Below are 20,303 nucleotides of genomic sequence, written 5' to 3' on the forward strand. Positions count from 1 at the left end.
GACTCTATTCGAGGCGCAACCAGCGTTGCTCGGTAAAGAGCCAGACCTTGTTACCCACGCGGTCGCACCATTGGGCCGTGTCGGCACTGTAAAACAGCGGATAGAGGGAGGCTGAGGTCCAGAGCCAGCCTAGCTCTTCATAGGTGGCGTCATGGAACATCCACCAGCCGCCTGGGCCGCCGTCGATCCACAGCCAGCCCCAGTCGTCTTGCCATACCCAAGGTTGTGAGCGGGCCCAGAGCCAGCCGAATTGGCCGGCGTGGTACCAGGAGGTGCCGGCCAGCGGCTCAGCGCCCGCGAGGTTCTCCCCCACCCACTGGGCCTCCCCGGCCTGTTGCTGGATGTAGGGTTCGAGGATTTCGGCCCAAAGGGCGGCGTGCGCGGCGAGGCCTTCGGGTGTGAAGTGCACGCGGCTGCCGTCAGGCTGACGGTATTCGAGGCCCAGCGTGTCGGAATTGGCCCCCTGCAGCGCGATGCCATCGGCCCACAGCTGTTGTTGTGCACTGCTGATCTGGATATCGCCATTGGGGTTATCGACCGGCCAGACAGAGGCTTGGGCGACGAACCACGGCATGTCCCAACCGGCAGCCGCTTGTGTGCTCTCGATCAGCGTCTTCATGCCGTTGTAATACTCCTCTTGTGAGGTGCGGATGACGCCGGGCTCGTGGCTGGAATCGCTCTCGCCTTGGTGCCAGAGCACGCCTCGGAAGCCGCCGGCGCCGAGCTGCTCGATGCGATGCAGCGTCCACGGATAGAGGCCATTATAGCGGGCGTAGGAGAGATACGTGGTGTAATCGTACTCGTAATCGGGCTGCCATTGGCTGACGGAGGTGCCGCCGTGGCCGGTGCTGGCAATCGCGACCGGCACCTGCAAGTCGGCCGCCAGCGAGTCGAGCAAGGCCGGGTAGTAGCTGCCCTTGGTGCTGAGGCCGTGAATGCCGGGTTGCGGGTCGGCCGCAGGCTGCCAGTGACCGCCGCTGAAGGAGACGGCAAACTCGCTGCTCGGGTAGGTTGGCTCGGTGCCGCTGTTGGTCGAGTTGGACTGGCCGGAGCCGATGAAGACTTCGCCCACGCCGAACTTCTCAACCACTTGCTGCGCAATCTCCGTCGCGTCTTGCTGGAAGGATAGCGTGGCGGTATACCAGCCACCGGCGGGCAGCGTAACGGTTTCCGCGAAGTGGCCGTCGGCGCTGATCGGGATTGTGACCGTATCGGGCAGGCTGCCCGCGAGCGGTGTGCCACCGGAGAAGCTGACGACTACCGCATCGGCACCATTCACGGCACGGCCTGCAATCTCGACCGGCCCCTGCTCCAGCGTCTGGCGCTGGAAGACCTGGTATTGTTGCGGTGAGGCGACGTGGGTTGCGGAGGGAGTCACTTCGATGTCGCGGATCTCACGCGACTGCAACTCGGCCTCCACGATGAGGGCGTCTTCGGCGGCGTCGAGGTAGACGCGGTCGACACCGGTCAGTTGGAGGGTGTTGTAGCCGGTCGAGAGCACCAGCGCCTCCGCAGCGGCGGCGCTTGCACTTGGGACGATTACCGTGCCTGCGCCGTCACGGATTTCGCTGATGCGTGAGGCCTGGAAGGCAAAGCGATAGGTGCCGGCGTTCGCGTCGTCGTTGTTCTGGAGGGTGATGGTGAAGCCGTCGCGTCGGGCTGCCACGGCACTGAGCACATACTCCGTCTGCATGGCGAAGTATTGGTCGCCCAACATGACGTTTTTGCCGATGCTGCCTTCGTTGATGAGTTCCCAGCCGCCGGAGGGATAAGCGGCGCCGGTGTAGAGCAGGTCTTCGCCGCCCGCCGCCAGCCGCTGGAGCTGGAGGTTGCCGGTAAACTGTGCGAAGTAGTCGGCAGCGTCGATCGTGTATTGGCCCGTCTGCTGGGTCACACTAAGGGCCGGGCGTTCGACGGGAGTGCGGTCGAGGCTCATCGCGAGGGAGCCTGAAGCGCGCAGGTTGTCGAGGCTCAGCGGTACGCCTTCGGCAGAATCCAGGAGCGCGACCCCGGCCACGGAGGCGTCGCTGGTGTCTTTCTCGACTGCCACAAGCAGGTCTGGCTCGGCGGCGGCGTCCGCCGGATCGAGCCAGAGGGCGCGGTCGTTGGTGCCGTAGCTTTTGCGAACCACGAGGGTGTGCCACGCTTGATCGGTAATTTCAACGGGGCTCCATTGGATGTCGGCGACATCGTCGGTCACGGAGAGGCCGACTTTGAGCGAATCGGTCGTGCTGCCCTCGCCTACCCAGACGAGGCCGGTCACGCGGTCGGCAATGCTGCCGTTTTGCAGGCCCATGATGGGGGTCGGTGCGAGACCTGCCGTGCTGCCGTCGAGCCGCAGATCGGCCCGCAGGTAGACGCGCGGCCCGGGTTCGGTACCGACAGGTGAGCGCTTGACGAGCTGGGAATCGTAAAAGCCGAGCTGGTAGTGGCCGCTGGCTGTGCTGCCGGCCGGATCGAGGTCGAGCACACCATCGGCCTGCACTTCGAGATCGGGCATGCCGGTGGCATTGGCCCAGCGCGAGATGCGGTCGAGCGGGCCCGCGCGGTAGTCAAAGGTCTCGTCGAGCAAGACGAGATCGTAGTCTTCGCCTTCGTCGCCCGAGAGGTCGGGCTGGTCGCCGGGCCACGGCACGGGGTTGGCATCTTCGCTCAGGTCGTCGAGCGTCTGGACTTCGAGGTTGTCGATCAGGAAATCCACGCTCACGGTCGAGGTGGTGGAGACAAAGCCGATGCGACCGAAATTGGCGGCTTGCAGGCGGTAGTTAAGGGTGTTGTCGAGCATGCCTTGGGCGAAGAACTCGCCGTCGAGAAACACGGTGACGGAGTTGGTGTAGAGTCGGTGCTCGCCATCGTAATCGAGCACGAAGGTGCGGTCTTCGTAGTCGTTGATAAAGATGTCGAGGTGGTGGGGCGCATCGGTGCTGAAACTGCCGCTGATGGAGTCGGAGTCGCTGAGCGAAAGCACGATGTTGCCGTCGTTGTCGACCGTGATCATGAAGGGCCGGTTGCCGCCGTTGGAGAGGTTGATCTTGTCCTGATCATAGTAGGCACCGAGGCTGATCCGGAGGTCTTGGGCGCCGGAAACCGATGCGCTGGTGGCGGCAAAATCGAGACCGTAGCGCAGCAACGATACCTGCTCGCTGGCGGATTCGACGAAGTTGTATTCGAGCCCGAGCCCGACCTTGGTGTCATAGTCCCACAGGCGGAGGAACTGGCCTTCGCCCACGTAGTTGGTGGCCGGGCTGCCGCTGTAGGGGGCGATGGCGATGCCGATGGGGCCGCCTTCCGCCGGGGTGATCGGCAGGCCGGCTTCAGGACCGGTGTTGGTCTTGAGCGGGCGGGGAGAAGCCGAAGCCACGGGTTGCTCGCCCGGCGTAGCGTCTTCGAAGTCGAGGTAGAGCAGCGTCTCGGCCGAGGCCGCAAGCGGCGGCATGACCAGAAGGAGACGCCACCAGGAAGTTGGGGTAGGTAGCGATTTCATAGTGGAGTGATGGGGGAAGTGATTAATATTATTAACTTATACTTATTACCTGTCGATAAAGAAGTGACAGCTTTTCTCGCGGCGCCCAAACTCGCCCCACCCCATGAAACGCCTCTCTCAACAGACCATCGCCCAGGAGCTGGGGGTATCGCAGGCTCTCGTATCGCTCTGCCTGCGGGGTAAGCGCCAAGGTATTGCCGATGCCACCTACGAACGGGTGCGCGCCTACGCGCAGGAGCACGGCTACCGCCTCGGTGGCGAGGGTATGAGCGCCGTGCCCAATGGGCTCGCCACCGTGGGCTACCTGCTCCGCAAGCCGCTGAGAATCGCGCATGGCAGCAATTTCTTCCACCCCGTGCATCAGGGCATGCACGACCAGCTGCGGGAGCACGGGCTGCACACCACGTTTCTGGGCTCGGAAGACGAAGTAGATGTGAGCGCCCTCGTGCAACGCCTTTCCAGCGACCCTAATTATGCTGGCACGATCGTACTTGGGCAGGTGGAGATGGGCTTTCTGCAGCGTCTGGCAGAGGTGCCTCGCCCCTTGGTCACGATCAACGCGCGCTACCCTGGCTTGTGCCACTCGGTGCAGCCCAATGAGGTAGAAGCGGCGGATCTACTGGCCCAACATCTAATATTATTAAATCACCGGGAGATTCTTTACCTCGGCAGCGAACAGCCCAGTGCGATCAGTGAAGCCCGCCTCGCTGCCTTCCAGTGGGCGGCACGCAAACATGGGCTCGACCTACCGCCGGCGCGGTGTTTCCAGGCCCCTTGGTCGCTGCGGCATCATGGGCGCGAGCTGGCGCGGCAGATTCTGGAACGGCAGGGGCGAAGCTTTGGCAGCGCGTGGGTGTGCGTAGGCAGCCTGCTGGCCCGGGGTGTGGTGGATGAGCTGCAGCGGCAAGGCCTACGGGTGGGCGAAGACATCAGCATTGCCACCCTGGACGACAGCCCGGCCGCCGCCGAAGAGGAGCCGTGCCTGACCAGCGCGGGGACCAGCCCGGAAGACTTGGGCCGGGAGGCTGCCAGCCTGATCCTGAATGAGGGGCGCACGCGACCGACACACAAGATCGATCTGGTATTACCGGCCCGATTACAGGCTCGCCAAAGCACGTGGGTGCGACATGAAAGTAAATAATGGCGCCTAATCTTGGTTCTAAAGTTAGAACGAAGGAGCGGTTGCTGTAGAGATGCCGGAATTCGAGAATGCCTCCAGGTTTCGGTTCTGTCCAAAACTGAAGCCCCACCCCAGTAGTCTCCCGTAAGAACGTGCTCCAATGCCTCGAAAGGCCAAGGGCTGTGCTTACCCAAATCCACTGCTCCAACCCTGATTACCCATGTCCACCCCACAATCGCTCTTTTGGCGGCTGCTCGTCCTCGGCGCGCCATTTCTAACGTTATCGAGCCTAGACGCTCAAAACAACGGGGCCAGCGAAGAGGAAGTCTTTGAGCTGACGCCCTTCGAAGTCACCGCCGCCGAAAACAGCGGCTACATGGCCGCAAACACCCTCGCTGGTACCCGCATCCGCACCGATTTGCGCGATGTCGGCTCGGCCCTTTCCGTCTACACGGAAGAGCTGATGGAAGACGTAGCCGCGACCGATAGCCAGTCGCTACTACTCTACGCCACCAGCGCGGAAGTCGGCGGTGCCTACAGCATCTACGCAGGCACCGGCAACGCCACCACAGTCGACGAAACCAGCGCCCTTGCGAGCCCCAACACCAACACCCGTGTGCGTGGCCTGGCCGCCGCCGCCAACGCTCGGAACTTTATCTATACCGACATTCCGTGGGACGGCTTCAACGTCTCGCGGATCGACCTGCAGCGGGGCCCCAATGCGGTGCTCTTCGGGCTCAGCAGCCCGGCCGGACTCCTGAATGCGACTGTCCGCCCGGCGGAGTTTACCGACTATGGAGAGATCGGACTGCGCTATGGCTCCTACGGCAGCTATCGCCTCTCGCTCGACGTAAACCGTGAGATCATTGACGGGCAACTCGGGATTCGCGCGTCTGCCTTGGTAGACCACGAAGACTTCCAGCAAGACCCGGCTTTTGAAGACGATGAGCGGATCTATTTGGCGGCTCGCTACGATCCCAAACTCTTCGACGAGGGTCTCGGGCAGACGATGATCCAGGTCCAGTATGAAGGGGGCAGCATCGACGCCAACCGCCCGCGCATGATCACCCCGGTGGACTACCTCACACCGTGGTTCCGCGACGAGGATTCCGAATGGGGCGGCCTCGGGCAGCAGTTTTTCGACCCCTACCAGGTGGAAGACCAACAGAACATCGCGGGTGACAATCGTGGCCAACGGCGCATCGCCGACCCGGATTTCAACGGCTGGGTAGGCTCCTTTGGCGGCACCTTCGATCAGCCGATCGGTTTCTTCGACAATCAGACGGGTCAACTGAACCGCTACTACATGGGGATCATCCCCAATGGCGGTCGCGACGCAACCGGCGGGATCGACCGCGGCATCAACGCGATCCCCTACCGGCGGCTCGCATCGGTTTCCGGTTTTGCAGAGTATGCCACCCAAGCCCAACTGCCCGGCTACCAGTTTGGCCAGTATCGCAACCAGCACCTGACCGACGCCTCGATCTTCGACTTTTACAACAACCTGATCGATGGCCCCAACAAGGCTGAATGGTCGGACTGGGATGCCTTTAACCTCAGCATTTCGCAAACTGCGCTCGACGGTAAGGTGGGGGTGGAGCTGGTCTACGACCGGCAGCAGTTTGAGCGCGGGCAGCAGGCGCTGCTCTCCGGCCAAGCGGGGATTTACGTCGACATCATGTCGATGCTGGAAGACTTCAGCCCCAACCCGAACGCGGGTCGCGCCTTCACCGTGGGAACAGGCCAATACGGCAATAATTCCTACGAAAGCGATCAGGAAGACATTCGCCTGACCGCCTTCGGGAAGGTGGATGCCGCCGATTTTCTGGACCGTAACAGTTTCCTGGCCAAGCTCCTTGGCCGCCATACCTTCACGGGCCTGGCGGAGCGCTACAAGAAGGAGACCGAAGATCGTAGCTGGATGCTGCACGGGACCGATGATGCCTTCGACCGCTACGCCTATATCGGTGGCAGTGGCGGCTCGCGCTTCAACGAACTTATCCCGGCTGCCGTCATCTATCTGAGCGATCCTTTGACCGGTCGTAGTGCGGCCTCGGGTGCCAACATCGGGCCCATCAGCTCTCGCATCAACGTCAACGACGGCTCCCTGTACCATTTCAACTCGACCTGGAACGCCGACCCTTCCGTCGGCTTCGGCGACCCTTGGTCTCCAGCTGAACACCCGGTGTGGAGCCAGCAACCGGAGAGCTATGGTGAGACCCAATCCGAAAATCCAGACAACTATGTAGGGTGGAGCAATTACGACCTGAACGTGCTGCGCTTCGAAGACGGTGACAATGGCCTCTACACCGCAGCGGCAAAGGAAAAGCGGCAGGTCGACACCTTTGCAAGCGTTTGGCAAAGCTTCTGGTGGGATGGTGCGGTCGTCGGGCTCGTTGGCTGGCGGCACGACAAATACGAGTCGCACTCCGCCCAGGCGCCCGTCGACGGCCAGGCCAACCGCTATCGTCTCATGCTGGGGCCCGATGTCTATCGCTACACCGACGATCCATCGACGATAACGAAGGTTACCAACGATTCGATGACCTACGGCTTGGCCGTGCACTTGAACGACCTGCTCAACGACCGGCTACCGATCAATGTGAGTCTCTACTACAGCGAGTCGGAAAACTTCGATGTCGGGCCCTCGAATGTAAACCTTTATGGAAGCGCTTTTCCGAACCCCTCCGGCGACACGACAGACTACAGCGTCATGCTGGCGACAAAGGACAATCGCTACATGTTCAAGGTGACGAAGTTTGAGACCAACTCCTACAATCAGGAGTTCGAAGGTTTCAGCGGTAACTATCTGGGGGGCGTGCTGGCGCGTGGCATCGCATGGGCCAACGTGTTCGAGTATAACCTCTCCGGCTATACGATGGACACCGCCAACACGGGCAACTCCGGGCGCTACAACTACGCCCCGGCGGCGGGTGAAACCGAAGAGCAAGCTGCCGCCCGCGAAGCGGCTGCTGTCGCGGCCTGGCGGGAGCTGGCGGACCAAGTCGACCCCTCGTTGTATGAGACTTGGGGCATCGATCCGGACGCGGTCGTCAGCCACTCAGCCCTTGCCCCCAATGGCCTGGCCATCACGCAAGACACGCGCTCGGAAGGCTACGAATTCGAGTTTATCGCCAACCCAACCAAGAACTGGCGTATCTCCTTTAACGCCTCGAAGACCGAAGCGACTCGGATCCTCGTGGGAGACCCGCGCACCACGGAGTATGTGGATATGATCGGAGATTACCTGAATAATACTCCGGCCGGCGATCTGCGGGTCTTCTGGGGCAATCCGGAAGCGACGACCATGCTCGCGCAGTGGAACCAGAACTTCGCCGCGAACTGGGCGTTGGTCAAGCTGCAGGAGGGCGCCGCGACGCCGGAGATTCGCAAGTGGCGCTATAACATCGTGACGAACTACTCCTTCACCGAGGGTTTCCTCGATGGCGTGAACATCGGGGGTAGCTATCGCTGGCAAGACGATGTCGTCATCGGCTACCCAGTAGTCCAGGTGGACGGGCGTTCGACCTTTGATATTGGGAACCCTTACAAGGGGCCGACCGAGGATTTTGTCGACTTGTGGGTGGGCTACAAGCGCATGCTCACAAGCAATGTAGAATGGTCGATCCAGCTGAATGTGCGCAACGCCTTCTCCGATGGGGGGCTGGTGCCCGTCTCGGTGCAGCCCGATGGCGAAACCTGGGCGGCGGTCCGGATCAAGCCCGAACGCACCTTCTACCTCACGAACACGTTCTCGTTCTAATTCTAATCTTCGCATAAAACCTCCCGTGCCAACGCGGGAGGTTTTTTTGTTTACTATACCTATGCACTTTATCGCGCCCCACCCGCCCCACCCGTTTCGTTTCATCGCCGCCAGCCTGGCTTGCCTCGCCGGGGCGAGCACCTTGGCGGCCGCCGTTTCCCTGCCCGCCGTCCTCAGCGATGGGGCCGTGTTGCAACGCGATGCCGCCGTGCCGATCTGGGGCTGGGCCGAAGCGGGTGAAGACGTCGCAGTGACCTTCCGGGGCGAGACGTATACCACTTCTGCCAGTGAGGACGGGCGCTGGCGGATCGAGCTGACGCCGCAGCCAGCCGGTGGCCCGTATACGCTGGAGGTCGCAGGCGAGACCATGATCACGCTGCGCGACGTGTATTTGGGCGACGTGTGGCTCTGCTCCGGCCAGTCCAACATGGAGCTGCCAGTCGAGCGGGTAAAGGAGCGCTATGCGACTGAGATTGCGTCGTCGGCCAATCCGCAGATTCGCTACTTCGGGGTGCAGCAGGTCGCAGATTTCGAGGCACCGCGCGACGATGTGCAGTCGGAAGGCTGGTTGACGGCGAGCCCGGAGACGGTGCTACGCTTCAACGCGGTAGGCTACTTCTTCGCCCGCGCCTTACAGGCAGAGGTTGGGGTGCCCATCGGCATCGTCAACGCCAGTGTCGGCGGCACGCCCATCGAGGCCTGGATGAGTGAAGAGGCCCTTACAGCCTTCCCCCGCGAACTGGCTGAAGCCCATCGCTGGCGCGACGACGCTCTCCGCCGCGAGGCACAGGACCGCAATGAGCAGATTCTGGCCGACTGGGACCGCGAGGCGGCGGAGCAAGACCGGGGCCTCAACGGCCCCACCCCATGGTTTGCCCTGGATCTCGACGTCGAAGGCTGGCCGACGCTGCAGGTGCCGGGCTTCTGGGATGAACAAGGGCTGGAGCCGATGCATGGCGTGGTGTGGTTTCGACGGGAGTTTACGGTGCCGGAAAGCATGGTCGGGCAGCCGGCGATGGCCTACCTCGGCACCATTGTCGATGCAGACGAGACCTACCTGAACGGCCAGCGCATCGGCAACACGACCTATCAATACCCGCCGCGCCGCTACGAGATCCCGGCAGGGCTGCTGCGCGCGGGGCGCAATGTGTTGACGATCCGCGCCTTCGCCCACCAGAACCGGGGCGAGTTCACGCCCGACAAGCCATTCGAGATCACGACTGGTGAATCCACCATCGACTTGCACGGGCCGTGGCAATACCAGGTGGGCGCACGACTGGAGCCGCGCGAGGCCCTCACCTTCGTCAACTGGAACCCGCTCGGCCTCCACAACGGCATGATCGCCCCGTTGACTCCCTTCCCGGTCAAGGGCGTGCTCTGGTATCAAGGCGAATCCAACGTCGACGAGGCAAGCATGTACGAAGCTCGTCTACGGGCCTTGGTAATGGACTGGCGCAGACAGCGGCAGGATGCAGACTTGCCCTTCATCTGGGTGCAGTTGGCCAATTTTTTGCAGCCCGACACGGCCCCCAGCGAGAGCGAATGGGCGCGCCTGAGAGATGCGCAACGCCGGGCTCTGGATCTGCCCGCCACCGGCATGGCGGTCGCGATTGATGTAGGCGAATGGAACGACGCGCACTCGTTGAACAAGTCGGCGGTGGGCGAGCGGCTGGCCTTGGAGGCTCGCCGGGTGGCCTACGGTGAAGACGATCTGGTGAGCGCCGGCCCATTGCTCCGGTCGGCCCAGCGGGAGGGCTCCAAGGTGCGCCTGCGCTTCGACCACGTCGGCAGCGGCCTGATTGCCCGTGGCGGCTATGCGCCGCGTCACTTTGCGGTGTCGGGGCCAGACGGCCGTTTCGTGAAAGCCGAAGCGCGGATCGAGGGTGATTCTGTAGTGGTGTGGAGCCCACAAGTTGCGAGCCCTACTCATGTCCGCTACGCATGGGCCGACACGCCGCTCGGAGCTAATTTATATAACCGCGAGGGTCTTCCAGCATCGCCATTCGAAGTGAATGTAGATTGATTGCAAAGTTAGGCCGCGTGGGATTACTCAGCATCATGGAGACGAAGCGCTCGTAATAGGCTTCCTGCTACTTCGATTAAAACAACCACTACAGCCTTTCATGAAATGACAGACAAGAGGTAGCATCTTCATTGAAGATTCATGCCGCAATCCATGAAATTTTCACTGGACGCGGCTAGAAATTAAGGCTACCTGTACCCCATCCTTTGCTTTACTAATACCCCTTTCAGACCCCTACCCCTTTAGCTACTCCACCCGGCCTGCTGCTTAGGAATCTACCTTGCGGCAGCCATGATAGACGTCTCCTCCCCTTAGCAGATCGCAGATCAGCCCAGGTTCCTTGAGCCTGCATTAATAACGTCTGCTTAATTAGATACTATGATACCCCGAACTACCCCCCACCTCCGGTCGCGCTACCGGCACATGCTCTTCCTCGCCAGCAGCCTCGGCCTTTTGAGCCAGGCAGCACTGGCCGAACTGAAAGTCGACATCAACAACACGGGGCGACCCCTGACCGAAGGCCAGGACCCGGCCTTCGCGCCTTGGTCTTCCAACCAGAACTGGTTTACCAGCGGCTCGAACTCCATCTCTGCCACTTTCGGCAATATCGGCGTCACCTTTACCCGTACGGGCTCCGGCGGCACAGCCCTCTCGCCGGGCTACTGGAAGGCGGGCGTGCAAAGCACCTCCTACGATGTGCGCCTGACGGGCGACGGGATCAAGGTGGACAACGGCGACAGCGGATCGCAGATCGAGATGCGCATCTCCGGCCTGTCCTCCGGCACCCATACCGTGCTGCTCTACCACAATTCGTGGGACAATTTGAGCACCTCCGCCCTGGCCCCAGTCGATGTACTGGTCAACGGCACCCTGCTGGTCAACAACTCGCCGCAGTCGGTCCGCACGACCAACAACAGCACGGCGGGCACCTCTTACGTGACCTTTTCTGCCACTTCAGGGCAGGATGTGGTGATCCTCATCCGCGCGGAGACAGGCGGCTCCTACTCGGTCCGCAACCTCTACCTCAACGGCTTCGAGATCGACACGCCCAACGCCAAGGCACAGGCGAATACGCCCAACCCGCCGAATGCGGACGAGCACGTAAATGCCGACAATGGCTCTTACACGCTCACCTGGTCCCCCGCCATTCAGGGCGCGGCTTCTCACAACGTCTACTTCGGCACCAGCCGCTCGGCAGTCGAAAACGCGACCACCGGCTCATCTCAGTTTCTGGGCAACCAGACTTCCACCAGCCGCAGCGTCTCCAACCTCAGCAGCGCGCAGACTTACTACTGGCGCGTGGACGAGGTCTCCAGCGGCGGCGCCGTGACGAAGGGAGGCGTGTGGTATTTCCGCCCGCGTCGCCTGGCGTTCCCGGGAGCGGAGGGCTACGGTCGCTTTGCCCAAGGCGGGCGTGGCGGCGTGGTCGTTGAGGTGACGAACCTCAACGACAGTGGCGCGGGCAGCTTGCGTGCAGCAGTCGAAAACGATGTGGGGCCGCGCACGATCGTCTTTACGGTCGGCGGCCTCATCACGCTCAACTCACCGCTGACGGTCAACCAGCCCTATATCACGCTCGCGGGCCAGACGGCACCGGGTAAGGGCATCTGCGTTCGCGGCTACTCGATGGGCTGGAGCGGTGCGGTCGATAACATCATCCGCCACATGCGGTTCCGCCCCGGCGACATCTCGGGCACCACGCTCAACGGCACCGGCATGGCAGGCGTCGATCACACGATCATGGACCACTGCTCGGTCAGCTGGGGACTCGACGAGGGCATCAGCACCCGCAATGGCAAAAACCTGACCCTGCAGCGCACGCTGATCTCCGAGGCGCTCAACATCGCCGGCCACTCCAACTACCCGGCGGGCACGGCACATGGCTACGCCGCGAGCATCGGCGGCGATGTCGCCAGCTTCCACCACAACCTGCTGGCCCACAACTCGGGCCGCAATTGGAGTCTGGCGGGCGGTCTTGATGGCGCGGGCTACTACGCCGGCAAAATCGACATCTTCAATAACGTCGTCTACAACTGGGACAACCGGACGACCGACGGCGGCGCGCACCAGGTCAACTTCGTCAACAACTACTACAAGCCCGGCGCCGCCACGAGCTACTTCTACGCGCTCAACGCCCAGTACGACTCGTTCCCCGGCACGCAGCAGTATTACTTTGCGGGTAACGTGATGCCGGGCCGTTTCGGCCTGAGCAACCAATCGGCAGGGCGCACGCGCTCGGGCGACGTGCCCAGCTCCTACAGCACATGGGTCAACCAGCCCTTCTTCCCGTCTTATGCGACGATCCACTCGGCCGAAGACGCCTACAAGCTGGTGCTCTCCGACGTGGGGGCCAACCAGCCGGTGTTGGATGCGCACGACCAGCGTGTGATCCAGGAGACCTACAACGGCAGCTACACCTACACGGGCCAAGGGCCGTATGGTGGCGAGCCGGGCCTGCCGAATTCGCAAAACGATGTGGGCGGCTGGGAGAACTACCCGACCACCTACCGCGCCTCGGGCTTTGACAGCGACCGCGACGGCCTGCCCAACTGGTGGGAAGAGATGAAGGGCCTCAACCCGAACTCGAGCCAGGGCAACTTCGCAGATGCCAATGTGGACCTCGTGGGCGATCAGTTCACCGAGCTGGAACGCTACCTCAACTGGATGGCGGAACCGCATGTGATGACGGACGAAAACGTCTATGTCGACGTGCCCATGACACCCCTCGCCGCCGGCTTCCCGAGCAACGCCAGCTTCAGCGTCAATGGCGCACAGGGCGGCAGCGTGAGCATCGTCAGCGGTAATGTGGCCCGCTTCACCCCCACCAACGGCTTCAGCGGCCTCGGCAAGTTCAACGTGGTCGTCTCCCAAGGCGGCACCACAATGACGCGCACGATCGGCGTGGCGGTGATCGACGACCCGAATACCGGCGGCGGCAGCAACAACCCGCCCACCGTCTCGATCACCTCGCCGGCCAACAACGCCACCATCACGGCTGGCAGCAACGTAACCGTATCCGCCAACGCCGCCGACAGCGACGGCACGATCTCGGGCGTAGCCTTCTACCGTGGCCAGACCTTGCTGGGCAGCGACACCAGCCCGCCCTACTCCGTCTCCTGGAATAACGTGACGGCAGGCAATTACGTGCTCGCCGCCATCGCGGTGGACGACGACAACGCGCAGACGACCTCCAGCCCCGTCTATGTGACGGTGACGGGTAACAGCGGCAATTCCACCACCCTGCAGGCCGAGTCGGCCAGCGTGGGCGGCGGCACCACGATCGACAGCAACAACGCGGGCTTTAACGGCAGCGGCTTCGCCAATGCTCCGGTCAGCGGCGGCTACGTGCAGTTCAACAACGTGAACGGCGGCAGCGGCGGCACGGCTACCCTGGAGATCCGCTATGCGCTCGGGGCGACCAGCAGTCGCACGGGGGCGTTGATCGTCAACGGCTCCTCGCAAAACATCACGTTTAACCCGACCGGCTCCTGGACGGCCTGGACCACCATGTCGCTGACCGTGCCTTTGCAAAGCGGCACCAGTAACACGATCCGTTTCGAGTCGAACGGGCAAGACCTGGGGAACCTCGACGAGATCACGGTGACGCCCGCCAGCAGCGGCGGCGGCACCACCACGCTTCAGATCGAAAGCGGCAGCATCGGCGGCGGCACGGCGATCGAAAGCAACAACGGCGGCTTCAACGGCAGCGGTTTCGCCAACTTCCCCAGCTCGGGCGGCTATGCCCAATTGAGCGGGATCAGTGGCAGCAGCGGTGCCGCCACGCTGGAGATCCGCTACGCCCTTGGCGCCAGTGGCAGCCGCACGGGTGCGCTGGTCGTCAACGGCTCGTCGCAAAGCATCACGTTTGACACGACGGGGGCCTGGAACGTCTGGGTGATCAAGACGGTCAACATCAGCCTGCAAAACGGCTCGAACAATACGATTCGCTTCGAGTCCAATGGCCAGGACCTGGGCAATTTGGATGAAATCACGGTGAGTCAGTAGCGGAACTCCGGGAGGTGCCCTCCTCCCGATTCCGCCATAAGGAAACCCCGTCTTCGGCAGCGAAGACGGGGTTTTTCATGCGATCAAAGGAAGCGGTGCGGCGGCTCAGCGCGGCATCCAGCTGTCGATCAGGGGCTCGTGGCGAAGCATCCAGTCGCGCACGACTTCAGAGGGGTCGTCGTTACCCGCATCGTCGATGGCGAGCATCAGGTCGAGCAGCGTGTCTTCGGAGAGGCTGAAGTTGACGAGGAACTGGGTCACTTCCGGGTATTCCTCGCGGAAGTCCTTGCGCACAAGCTTCTTGAGGCCGTCAATCGGGTAGACGCCGCGCGGGTCGTCGAGCACCTTCAGGTCGAAGCGGCCAAACATCCAGTGCGGCTTCCAGCCGGTCACGACGATCGGCTCTTCGTTACGGATGGCGTCGGCCAGGGCGGCCGTCATGGCCGGGCCGGAGGAGGCGACTTGCTCCAGGTCGAGGCCGTATTCGTCGATGGCGACGTTGGTGTTGCGGTAGATGCCTGCACCGGTGCCGATGCCCACGATCTTGCCGTCGAGGTCGTCGGCAATGTCGTTGAGGTCTTCGATGCTGTCCACGTCCATGTAGGTGGGGACGACGAGGCCGGTGACGCCGTTGCCATAAAAAGGCCCGAGGTCTTCGAGCTGGTCGCCGTATTCTTCCCAATAGGGCTCGTGGGTGTTGGGCAGCCAGCCGTCGAGGAAGGCGTCTTGCTGGCCTTGAGCCACGGCGGCGTAGATCGCACCGGGATCGGCCATGGTCAGTTCGACGTCGTAGCCCATGCGATCTTCGACGATCGCTTCAACCAAATGGGTAATGGCCACGCCTTCGGCCCAGTTCGGGTAAGCGATCTTGATCTGGGCGCTGGCCAGGCTGCCAAGGCCGAGCGAGGCGGCGAGCAGGAGGAGGAGTTTTTTCATAACGTATACTTTCTCGTTTTGCGGATGAGAGAAGGAATCTCGGTTCACTTCTTGCCGAAGGCCTGGGTGAGGCGGTCGAGGAAAATGGCGAGGATGACCACGCCGAGACCGCCCTCGAACCCGAGGCCGATTTTCAATTGGGTGATGCCTTGCAGCACGATTTCGCCGAGGCCGCCCGCCCCGATCATCCCGCCGATCACAACCATCGAGAGCGCGAGCATGATCGTCTGGTTGAGCCCCGCGAGGATCGTGGGCAGCGCGATGGGCAACTGCGCCTTGACGAGCATTTGCCACGGGGTGGAGCCGAAGGCCTGCGCGGCTTCCACCACCTCGTGCGGCACCTGACGGATGCCGAGGCTGGTGAGGCGCACCGCAGGGGGCATTGCGAAAATAAGGGTGGCCATGAGGCCGGGAACTTTGCCGAGCCCGAAGAGCATGACGGCGGGGATCAGGTAGACGAAGGCGGGCATCGTCTGCATGAAGTCCAGGATGGGCCGCACGACGCGGTCGACGCCTTTGCTCTTGGCGGAGAGCACGCCGGCGGGGATGCCGATGAGCAGCGCAAAAAATGTCGCAGCCAGCACCAGCGCGAGCGATTCCATCGTCTCGTACCAAAGGCCCATGCTGACCACGAGCAGCATGCCCAGCGCGGTGAAGATGCCGAGGCCGATGCTGGAAAAGCGGGCGGCCATCAGCGTCATGAGGATGATGACCATGGCCCAGGGATACCAGGTGAGCACGCGGGGGTTGAGCGCGGCAAAATCGCTGCTGATCGTGTCGAGCCGCTCGCGCAGATCTTCCGGCAGGCCATCTTCTTCGAAGACCCGGGCCCCCGTGTCGAGCAGCTCGCGGTAGCGGTCGTAGCTGCGCTCGTTGACCACGCTCATGCGCAGCGCAGACTCGTCGACGCGGCCCAGGGTGCGTGCGATACGCTCGCCTTCGTCGATGAGGCTGAAGGCGCGGTAGCGGTCGCGCACGGCCTCCAGTTGCTCTAGCGGAGCCTCCGGGGCCTCGGGCAGCAGTCGCACGGCGGCCAGCACGTCTTCGATCTGGTCGGCGACCTGGTCGTAGCTGCCTGCGCGGAGGCGTTGCAAGCGGCGAAGAGAGTCGCTGACTTCGTCGCGGGCGTCTTTCAGGACTTCGCTGTCGTCGCCCTCCGGCAAGGCCTCCTGCAGGGCTTGCAGGCCGTTGATTGCGGCCACGTAATCCTCCGGCGCGTGCGCTTCAAGTTCTTCGCCCACCGCTTCGATCTCAGCGGCCTGCGCTTCGGCTTCTTCGGGCGTGATGGCGCGCTCCAGCGTCTGATAACGGAAGGCTTCCGCCGCACCGAAAGCGGCGACCAGCGCCAGCGCGACGATCCACGCCTTGCGGCCCAGCTGCTTCTGAAAGCCGAAGCCGATGAAGACGAGCACAATCAGCGCAAATACGATGGCCGGGTAATACAGCGCGTGGTTGAGCAGGAGCACGTTTTCCAGCGCATCGATAACGAAGTTGAGCACCGTGCTGAGCAGGTCGAAAAAGCCTTTGCCATGCTCCAGCACCCACTTGATGAAGGCGTCAAAATATTCTCCAACAGGTATTTCCATGTCTTAATCTCCTGCGATGCCGGCGAGAATGGCGGGGCGGGTCACGATGCCTGCAAGTTTCTCCCCCTCATCGAGCACGGCGATAGGCAGGGCGGAGGTGGAGGCGTAGGGCACGAGGTCGGCAATAGCCGTCTCGGGCGTGGCCGTGTAGAGGTCTTTCTTGATGATGGGGCGCACGGTGTAGCGGCTTTCCTGGTCGAGCTCTTCGGGCACCTTCTTGCGCAGCTCCACCACGTCGTCGATCTTGATGTAGCCGAGGTATTGGCGCTCGCGATTGACGACGATCAGCGTCGAGAGGTTGAGCTGGCGCATCTTGCGCGCCGCCTGGTGCGGCCCGGCGGTATCGTAGACCACCTCCGTCTTTTTCATGATCGTGCTGGCGGTCAGCACCTTGGAGCGGTCGACGTTTTCGACGAAGGCGCGCACGTAGTCGTCGGCCGGTTGGGTCAGGATCTCTTCCGGCGTGCCGACCTGCACGACAGCGCCGTCTTTCATAATCGCGATACGGCTGCCGAGCTTGAGGGCTTCGTCGAGGTCGTGCGTGATGAAGACGATTGTCTTGTGCATGCGGGCCTGCAGCTCCAGCAACTCGTCCTGCAGTTGCACCCGGATCAGGGGGTCGAGCGCAGAAAAGGCTTCGTCCATCAGCAAGATCTCGGGGTCGTTGGCGAGCGCGCGGGCCAGCCCTACCCGTTGTTGCATACCGCCGGAGAGCTCTTGCGTCATCTTTTCTTCGTAGCCTTCGAGGCCGACGGTGCGGATGGCCTGCATGGCCTTCTCATATCGCTGCTCTTTGGGCACATCCTGCACTTCGAGGCCAAAGGCCACGTTGTCGATCACCGTGCGGTGCGGGAGCAGGCCGAAACGCTGGAACACCATCCCCAGCTTTTTGCGCCGCACCTCGCGCAGCTTGGCCGCGTCGAGCTGCGTGACTTCTTCGCCGTCGATCTTGATGGAACCGGCAGTGGGCTCGATCAGGCGATTGAGGCAGCGAATGACGGTCGATTTGCCCGAGCCGGAGAGGCCCATGATGACAAAAAACTCGCGGCGCTTGATCGAGAAGGACGCGTCGTTGATGCCTACGGTGCAGCCGGTGCGCTTGAGCACTTCGGCCTTGCCCTGCCCCTGCTCCACCAGTGGCAAAGCGCGCTCCTTGGGCTTCTTGCCAAAAATTTTGTAGAGGTGGGAGACTTCGATAATCGTATCACTCATGTATCAAAGGGAAGACGCCAGCCCGGCAAGCGGCCGGGCTGGCGAAAGCAGCGATCAGAAGTAGTAGCCGAAGTTGATGTTGAAGCGGGACTGCCAGTCGTCGTCGGCATTGGCCCCGAAGTCGCCACTGTTACCAACGAAATAGTTGCCGTTGGAGAAGGCGTAATCGGCGTAGACATACCAGCCGCCGCGGGCGAAGGCCGCGCCCAGGATGAACATCTCGCTGTCGTTAAAGGCGTCATCCGTCTTCACGATCGAGCTGTATTCGATGTAGGGCAGGATGTAGTCGAGCCACGCGAGGTTGGGCGTCTCGTAGGTGTAGCTGAGCGACACGGCGGGCAGCCAGGCTTCGGTCGCCACCAGCGCCGCGTAATCGTAGGCGCCCATGGGGATGAGGTTGCTGTTGCCCCAGAGATTGCCCGGCTCGATGTCGTAGTTGTAATACGAGAGCTGCGAGGTGAGCGTGAAGTTGCGATACGTGCTCTTGGCGTGGACGGACGCGGCGTAGTGCTCGCCGTCTTCCGTCGCGATCCCGTCGAGCAGGCCGTATTGCAGGGACACGCCGAAGTCGGTCGGCACCGCGAGGTCGGGCATCGAGTAAATGGCGCGCAGGTTGAACTGGTGCTCTTCTTCGAAACCCGTTTCGACGCCGCCGAGGTCGTAAGTCACCGCGTCGTAGCTGTAGCGGGCGCTGTCGCGGCTGGCACCGTTCCACTGGCCTTCGCTGGCGAGGTAGTAGGCGGCGTCGAGCGTCAGGTTGCCCATCTGCTTGGTGTAGAGCACGCCCAAGTCCATGTCGTCGGCCAGACCCACGTAGTAGTGTTGGTCAAAGAACCAGCTTTGCGACACGCCATACGCGCCGGGGCCGAAAGGCACGCGCACCACACCGACCTTGACCGTGCCGGCGTCGCCAAAGTCATAGCCGAGCCAGCCGGTGTGGAGGAAGTTGTAGCCCTCGTACCAGCGGTATTCGATAGCGCCGATCCACTGGTTGTAGTCGAGGCCGATATTGATGCGGAAGGTGTCGAGCGCGATGTCGCCGCCGTCGGAGCCGCCGCGAGTGGGACGCCCCTCGTTGGCGCTGTCGTAATTGCCGTTGACGTAGTTGGCGCGGATGGCACCACCGATGGTCACGGGGCCGATCTGGATTTTCTCGGCGGGCTGATCGGTCTCGGCCAGCTGGGCTTCCGCGACCGTCGCGCGTTGCTCGGCGGCAGATGTCTGCTGCTGGGCGGTAGCGAGTTGCTGGCGCGCATTGGCGAGCTCCTGCTCGAGCTGTTGCACGCGGGTCTGCAGCTCCTGCGTGGTCTGGCCTTGCACGGTGGCCGCCGCGAGACACGCCCCGGCGATGGTCCAGCGCAGGGGGCGAAGATGGGATTTGGTTTGGTTAGCGTTCATCGTTGGGGATGCGTTGCTTGCAGCCGCCGGCCATGCGCGTAGTGCGCCGGCCCGACGGCAAAAAAACGACCGATCGAGACCTGCCTCAATAAGAGGAAGGTGCCCGTGGCGATTGCCGTAAGACATGCAGGCTAGGAGGCCCTGACTGCCGAAACGCTCGGCAGGGGTGACAGGGCAGACAGCAGGGAAGCCGGTCGAACCGGTGAAGGTGCTATTGGTGCCAGAGGAGACAAAAGAGGCGTGCGTAGAAGAGCAAAGGCAGCACGCCCCCGGCCATGCCCGGCGGAGAGACGCGGGGCGGCCAATACTGTGATGTGAGGTATCGCTGTAATCATGCGGATAACGACTTGGGATCGTTTCGCGGTTTAAGCTGAACGAATACCCGCCTCTTCATAATGTCAAGAAATGGTCACATATTTCTAGAGCAATACCACTAAAGACACGACATCGCGAAAGGGATATCGCCGATTAACCTCATTTACGTGCATACCCACATAGTAACCTAAGTTTTTATGTAGATGGATGATACAGAATGCCATCAGGCGCTCTGATACCCCCATCACAGATAGCTTTCCATCATCATAAGGGATCCTCATACATCCTCAAATTCCGCGAATAGGCGATCTAGATTAGCCATTTTCACCTTGTGTATTCGAGCCCATTTCAAGCTTGAGCTAAGCTGAAAACGCTCAGGTAATTTTGGATTTTTCACCTATTCAATCTTACGATTGCTAGTTTGAGAGGCGACAGCGCTCCGACCAAACCAGCCACGCCAC

The 20,303-nt window shown here is 62.1% G+C and carries 9 protein-coding genes; 4 read left to right on the forward strand and 5 right to left on the reverse strand.

Translation table 11 applies throughout. The features are described from left to right. Positions 1 to 4: 4 nt before the first annotated feature. On the reverse strand, positions 5 to 3,484 hold the full coding sequence (locus Q7P63_06195; GenBank protein MDP0499675.1) for a sialate O-acetylesterase: 3,480 nt from the start codon (positions 3,482 to 3,484) through the stop codon (positions 5 to 7). 103 nt (positions 3,485 to 3,587) lie between these two features. Between Q7P63_06195 and Q7P63_06200 the strand changes: the two genes are divergently transcribed. The 4 genes from Q7P63_06200 to Q7P63_06215 all read left to right on the forward strand — a co-directional run bounded on the left by Q7P63_06200 (position 3,588) and on the right by Q7P63_06215 (position 14,395). Next, complete coding sequence (locus Q7P63_06200) at positions 3,588 to 4,625, forward strand: LacI family DNA-binding transcriptional regulator (protein MDP0499676.1); 1,038 nt, start codon at positions 3,588 to 3,590, stop codon at positions 4,623 to 4,625. Between the two features lie 199 nt (positions 4,626 to 4,824). Continuing rightward, complete coding sequence (locus Q7P63_06205; protein MDP0499677.1) at positions 4,825 to 8,367, forward strand: TonB-dependent receptor; 3,543 nt, start codon at positions 4,825 to 4,827, stop codon at positions 8,365 to 8,367. A 61-nt stretch (positions 8,368 to 8,428) separates the two neighbouring features. Continuing rightward, positions 8,429 to 10,390 carry a sialate O-acetylesterase gene (locus tag Q7P63_06210; GenBank protein MDP0499678.1) on the forward strand — a complete coding sequence of 654 codons (1,962 nt, stop codon included), beginning with the start codon at positions 8,429 to 8,431 and terminating at the stop codon, positions 10,388 to 10,390. 378 nt (positions 10,391 to 10,768) lie between these two features. Continuing rightward, positions 10,769 to 14,395 carry an Ig-like domain-containing protein gene (locus Q7P63_06215; GenBank protein ID MDP0499679.1) on the forward strand — a complete coding sequence of 1,209 codons (3,627 nt, stop codon included), beginning with the start codon at positions 10,769 to 10,771 and terminating at the stop codon, positions 14,393 to 14,395. A 105-nt stretch (positions 14,396 to 14,500) separates the two neighbouring features. Here Q7P63_06215 and Q7P63_06220 read toward each other — a convergent pair whose 3' ends face one another. The 4 genes from Q7P63_06220 to Q7P63_06235 all read right to left on the reverse strand — a co-directional run bounded on the left by Q7P63_06220 (position 14,501) and on the right by Q7P63_06235 (position 19,527). Beyond that, positions 14,501 to 15,331 carry a glycine betaine ABC transporter substrate-binding protein gene (locus Q7P63_06220; protein MDP0499680.1) on the reverse strand — a complete coding sequence of 277 codons (831 nt, stop codon included), beginning with the start codon at positions 15,329 to 15,331 and terminating at the stop codon, positions 14,501 to 14,503. 44 nt (positions 15,332 to 15,375) lie between these two features. Further along, positions 15,376 to 16,218, reverse strand: a complete 843-nt coding sequence (locus tag Q7P63_06225; GenBank protein MDP0499681.1) for an ABC transporter permease subunit — start codon at positions 16,216 to 16,218, stop codon at positions 15,376 to 15,378. Positions 16,219 to 16,920: 702 nt separating this feature from the next. After that, a complete protein-coding gene (locus Q7P63_06230) occupies positions 16,921 to 18,129 on the reverse strand; it encodes a glycine betaine/L-proline ABC transporter ATP-binding protein (GenBank protein ID MDP0499682.1) in 1,209 nt (402 codons plus the stop codon). Between the two features lie 54 nt (positions 18,130 to 18,183). Then, on the reverse strand, positions 18,184 to 19,527 hold the full coding sequence (locus Q7P63_06235; GenBank protein ID MDP0499683.1) for a hypothetical protein: 1,344 nt from the start codon (positions 19,525 to 19,527) through the stop codon (positions 18,184 to 18,186). Positions 19,528 to 20,303: the final 776 nt, after the last annotated feature.

The sequence above is a fragment of the Verrucomicrobiota bacterium JB022 genome (genome assembly GCA_030673845.1).
Taxonomy (GTDB): Bacteria; Verrucomicrobiota; Verrucomicrobiia; order Opitutales; family Oceanipulchritudinaceae; genus WOUP01.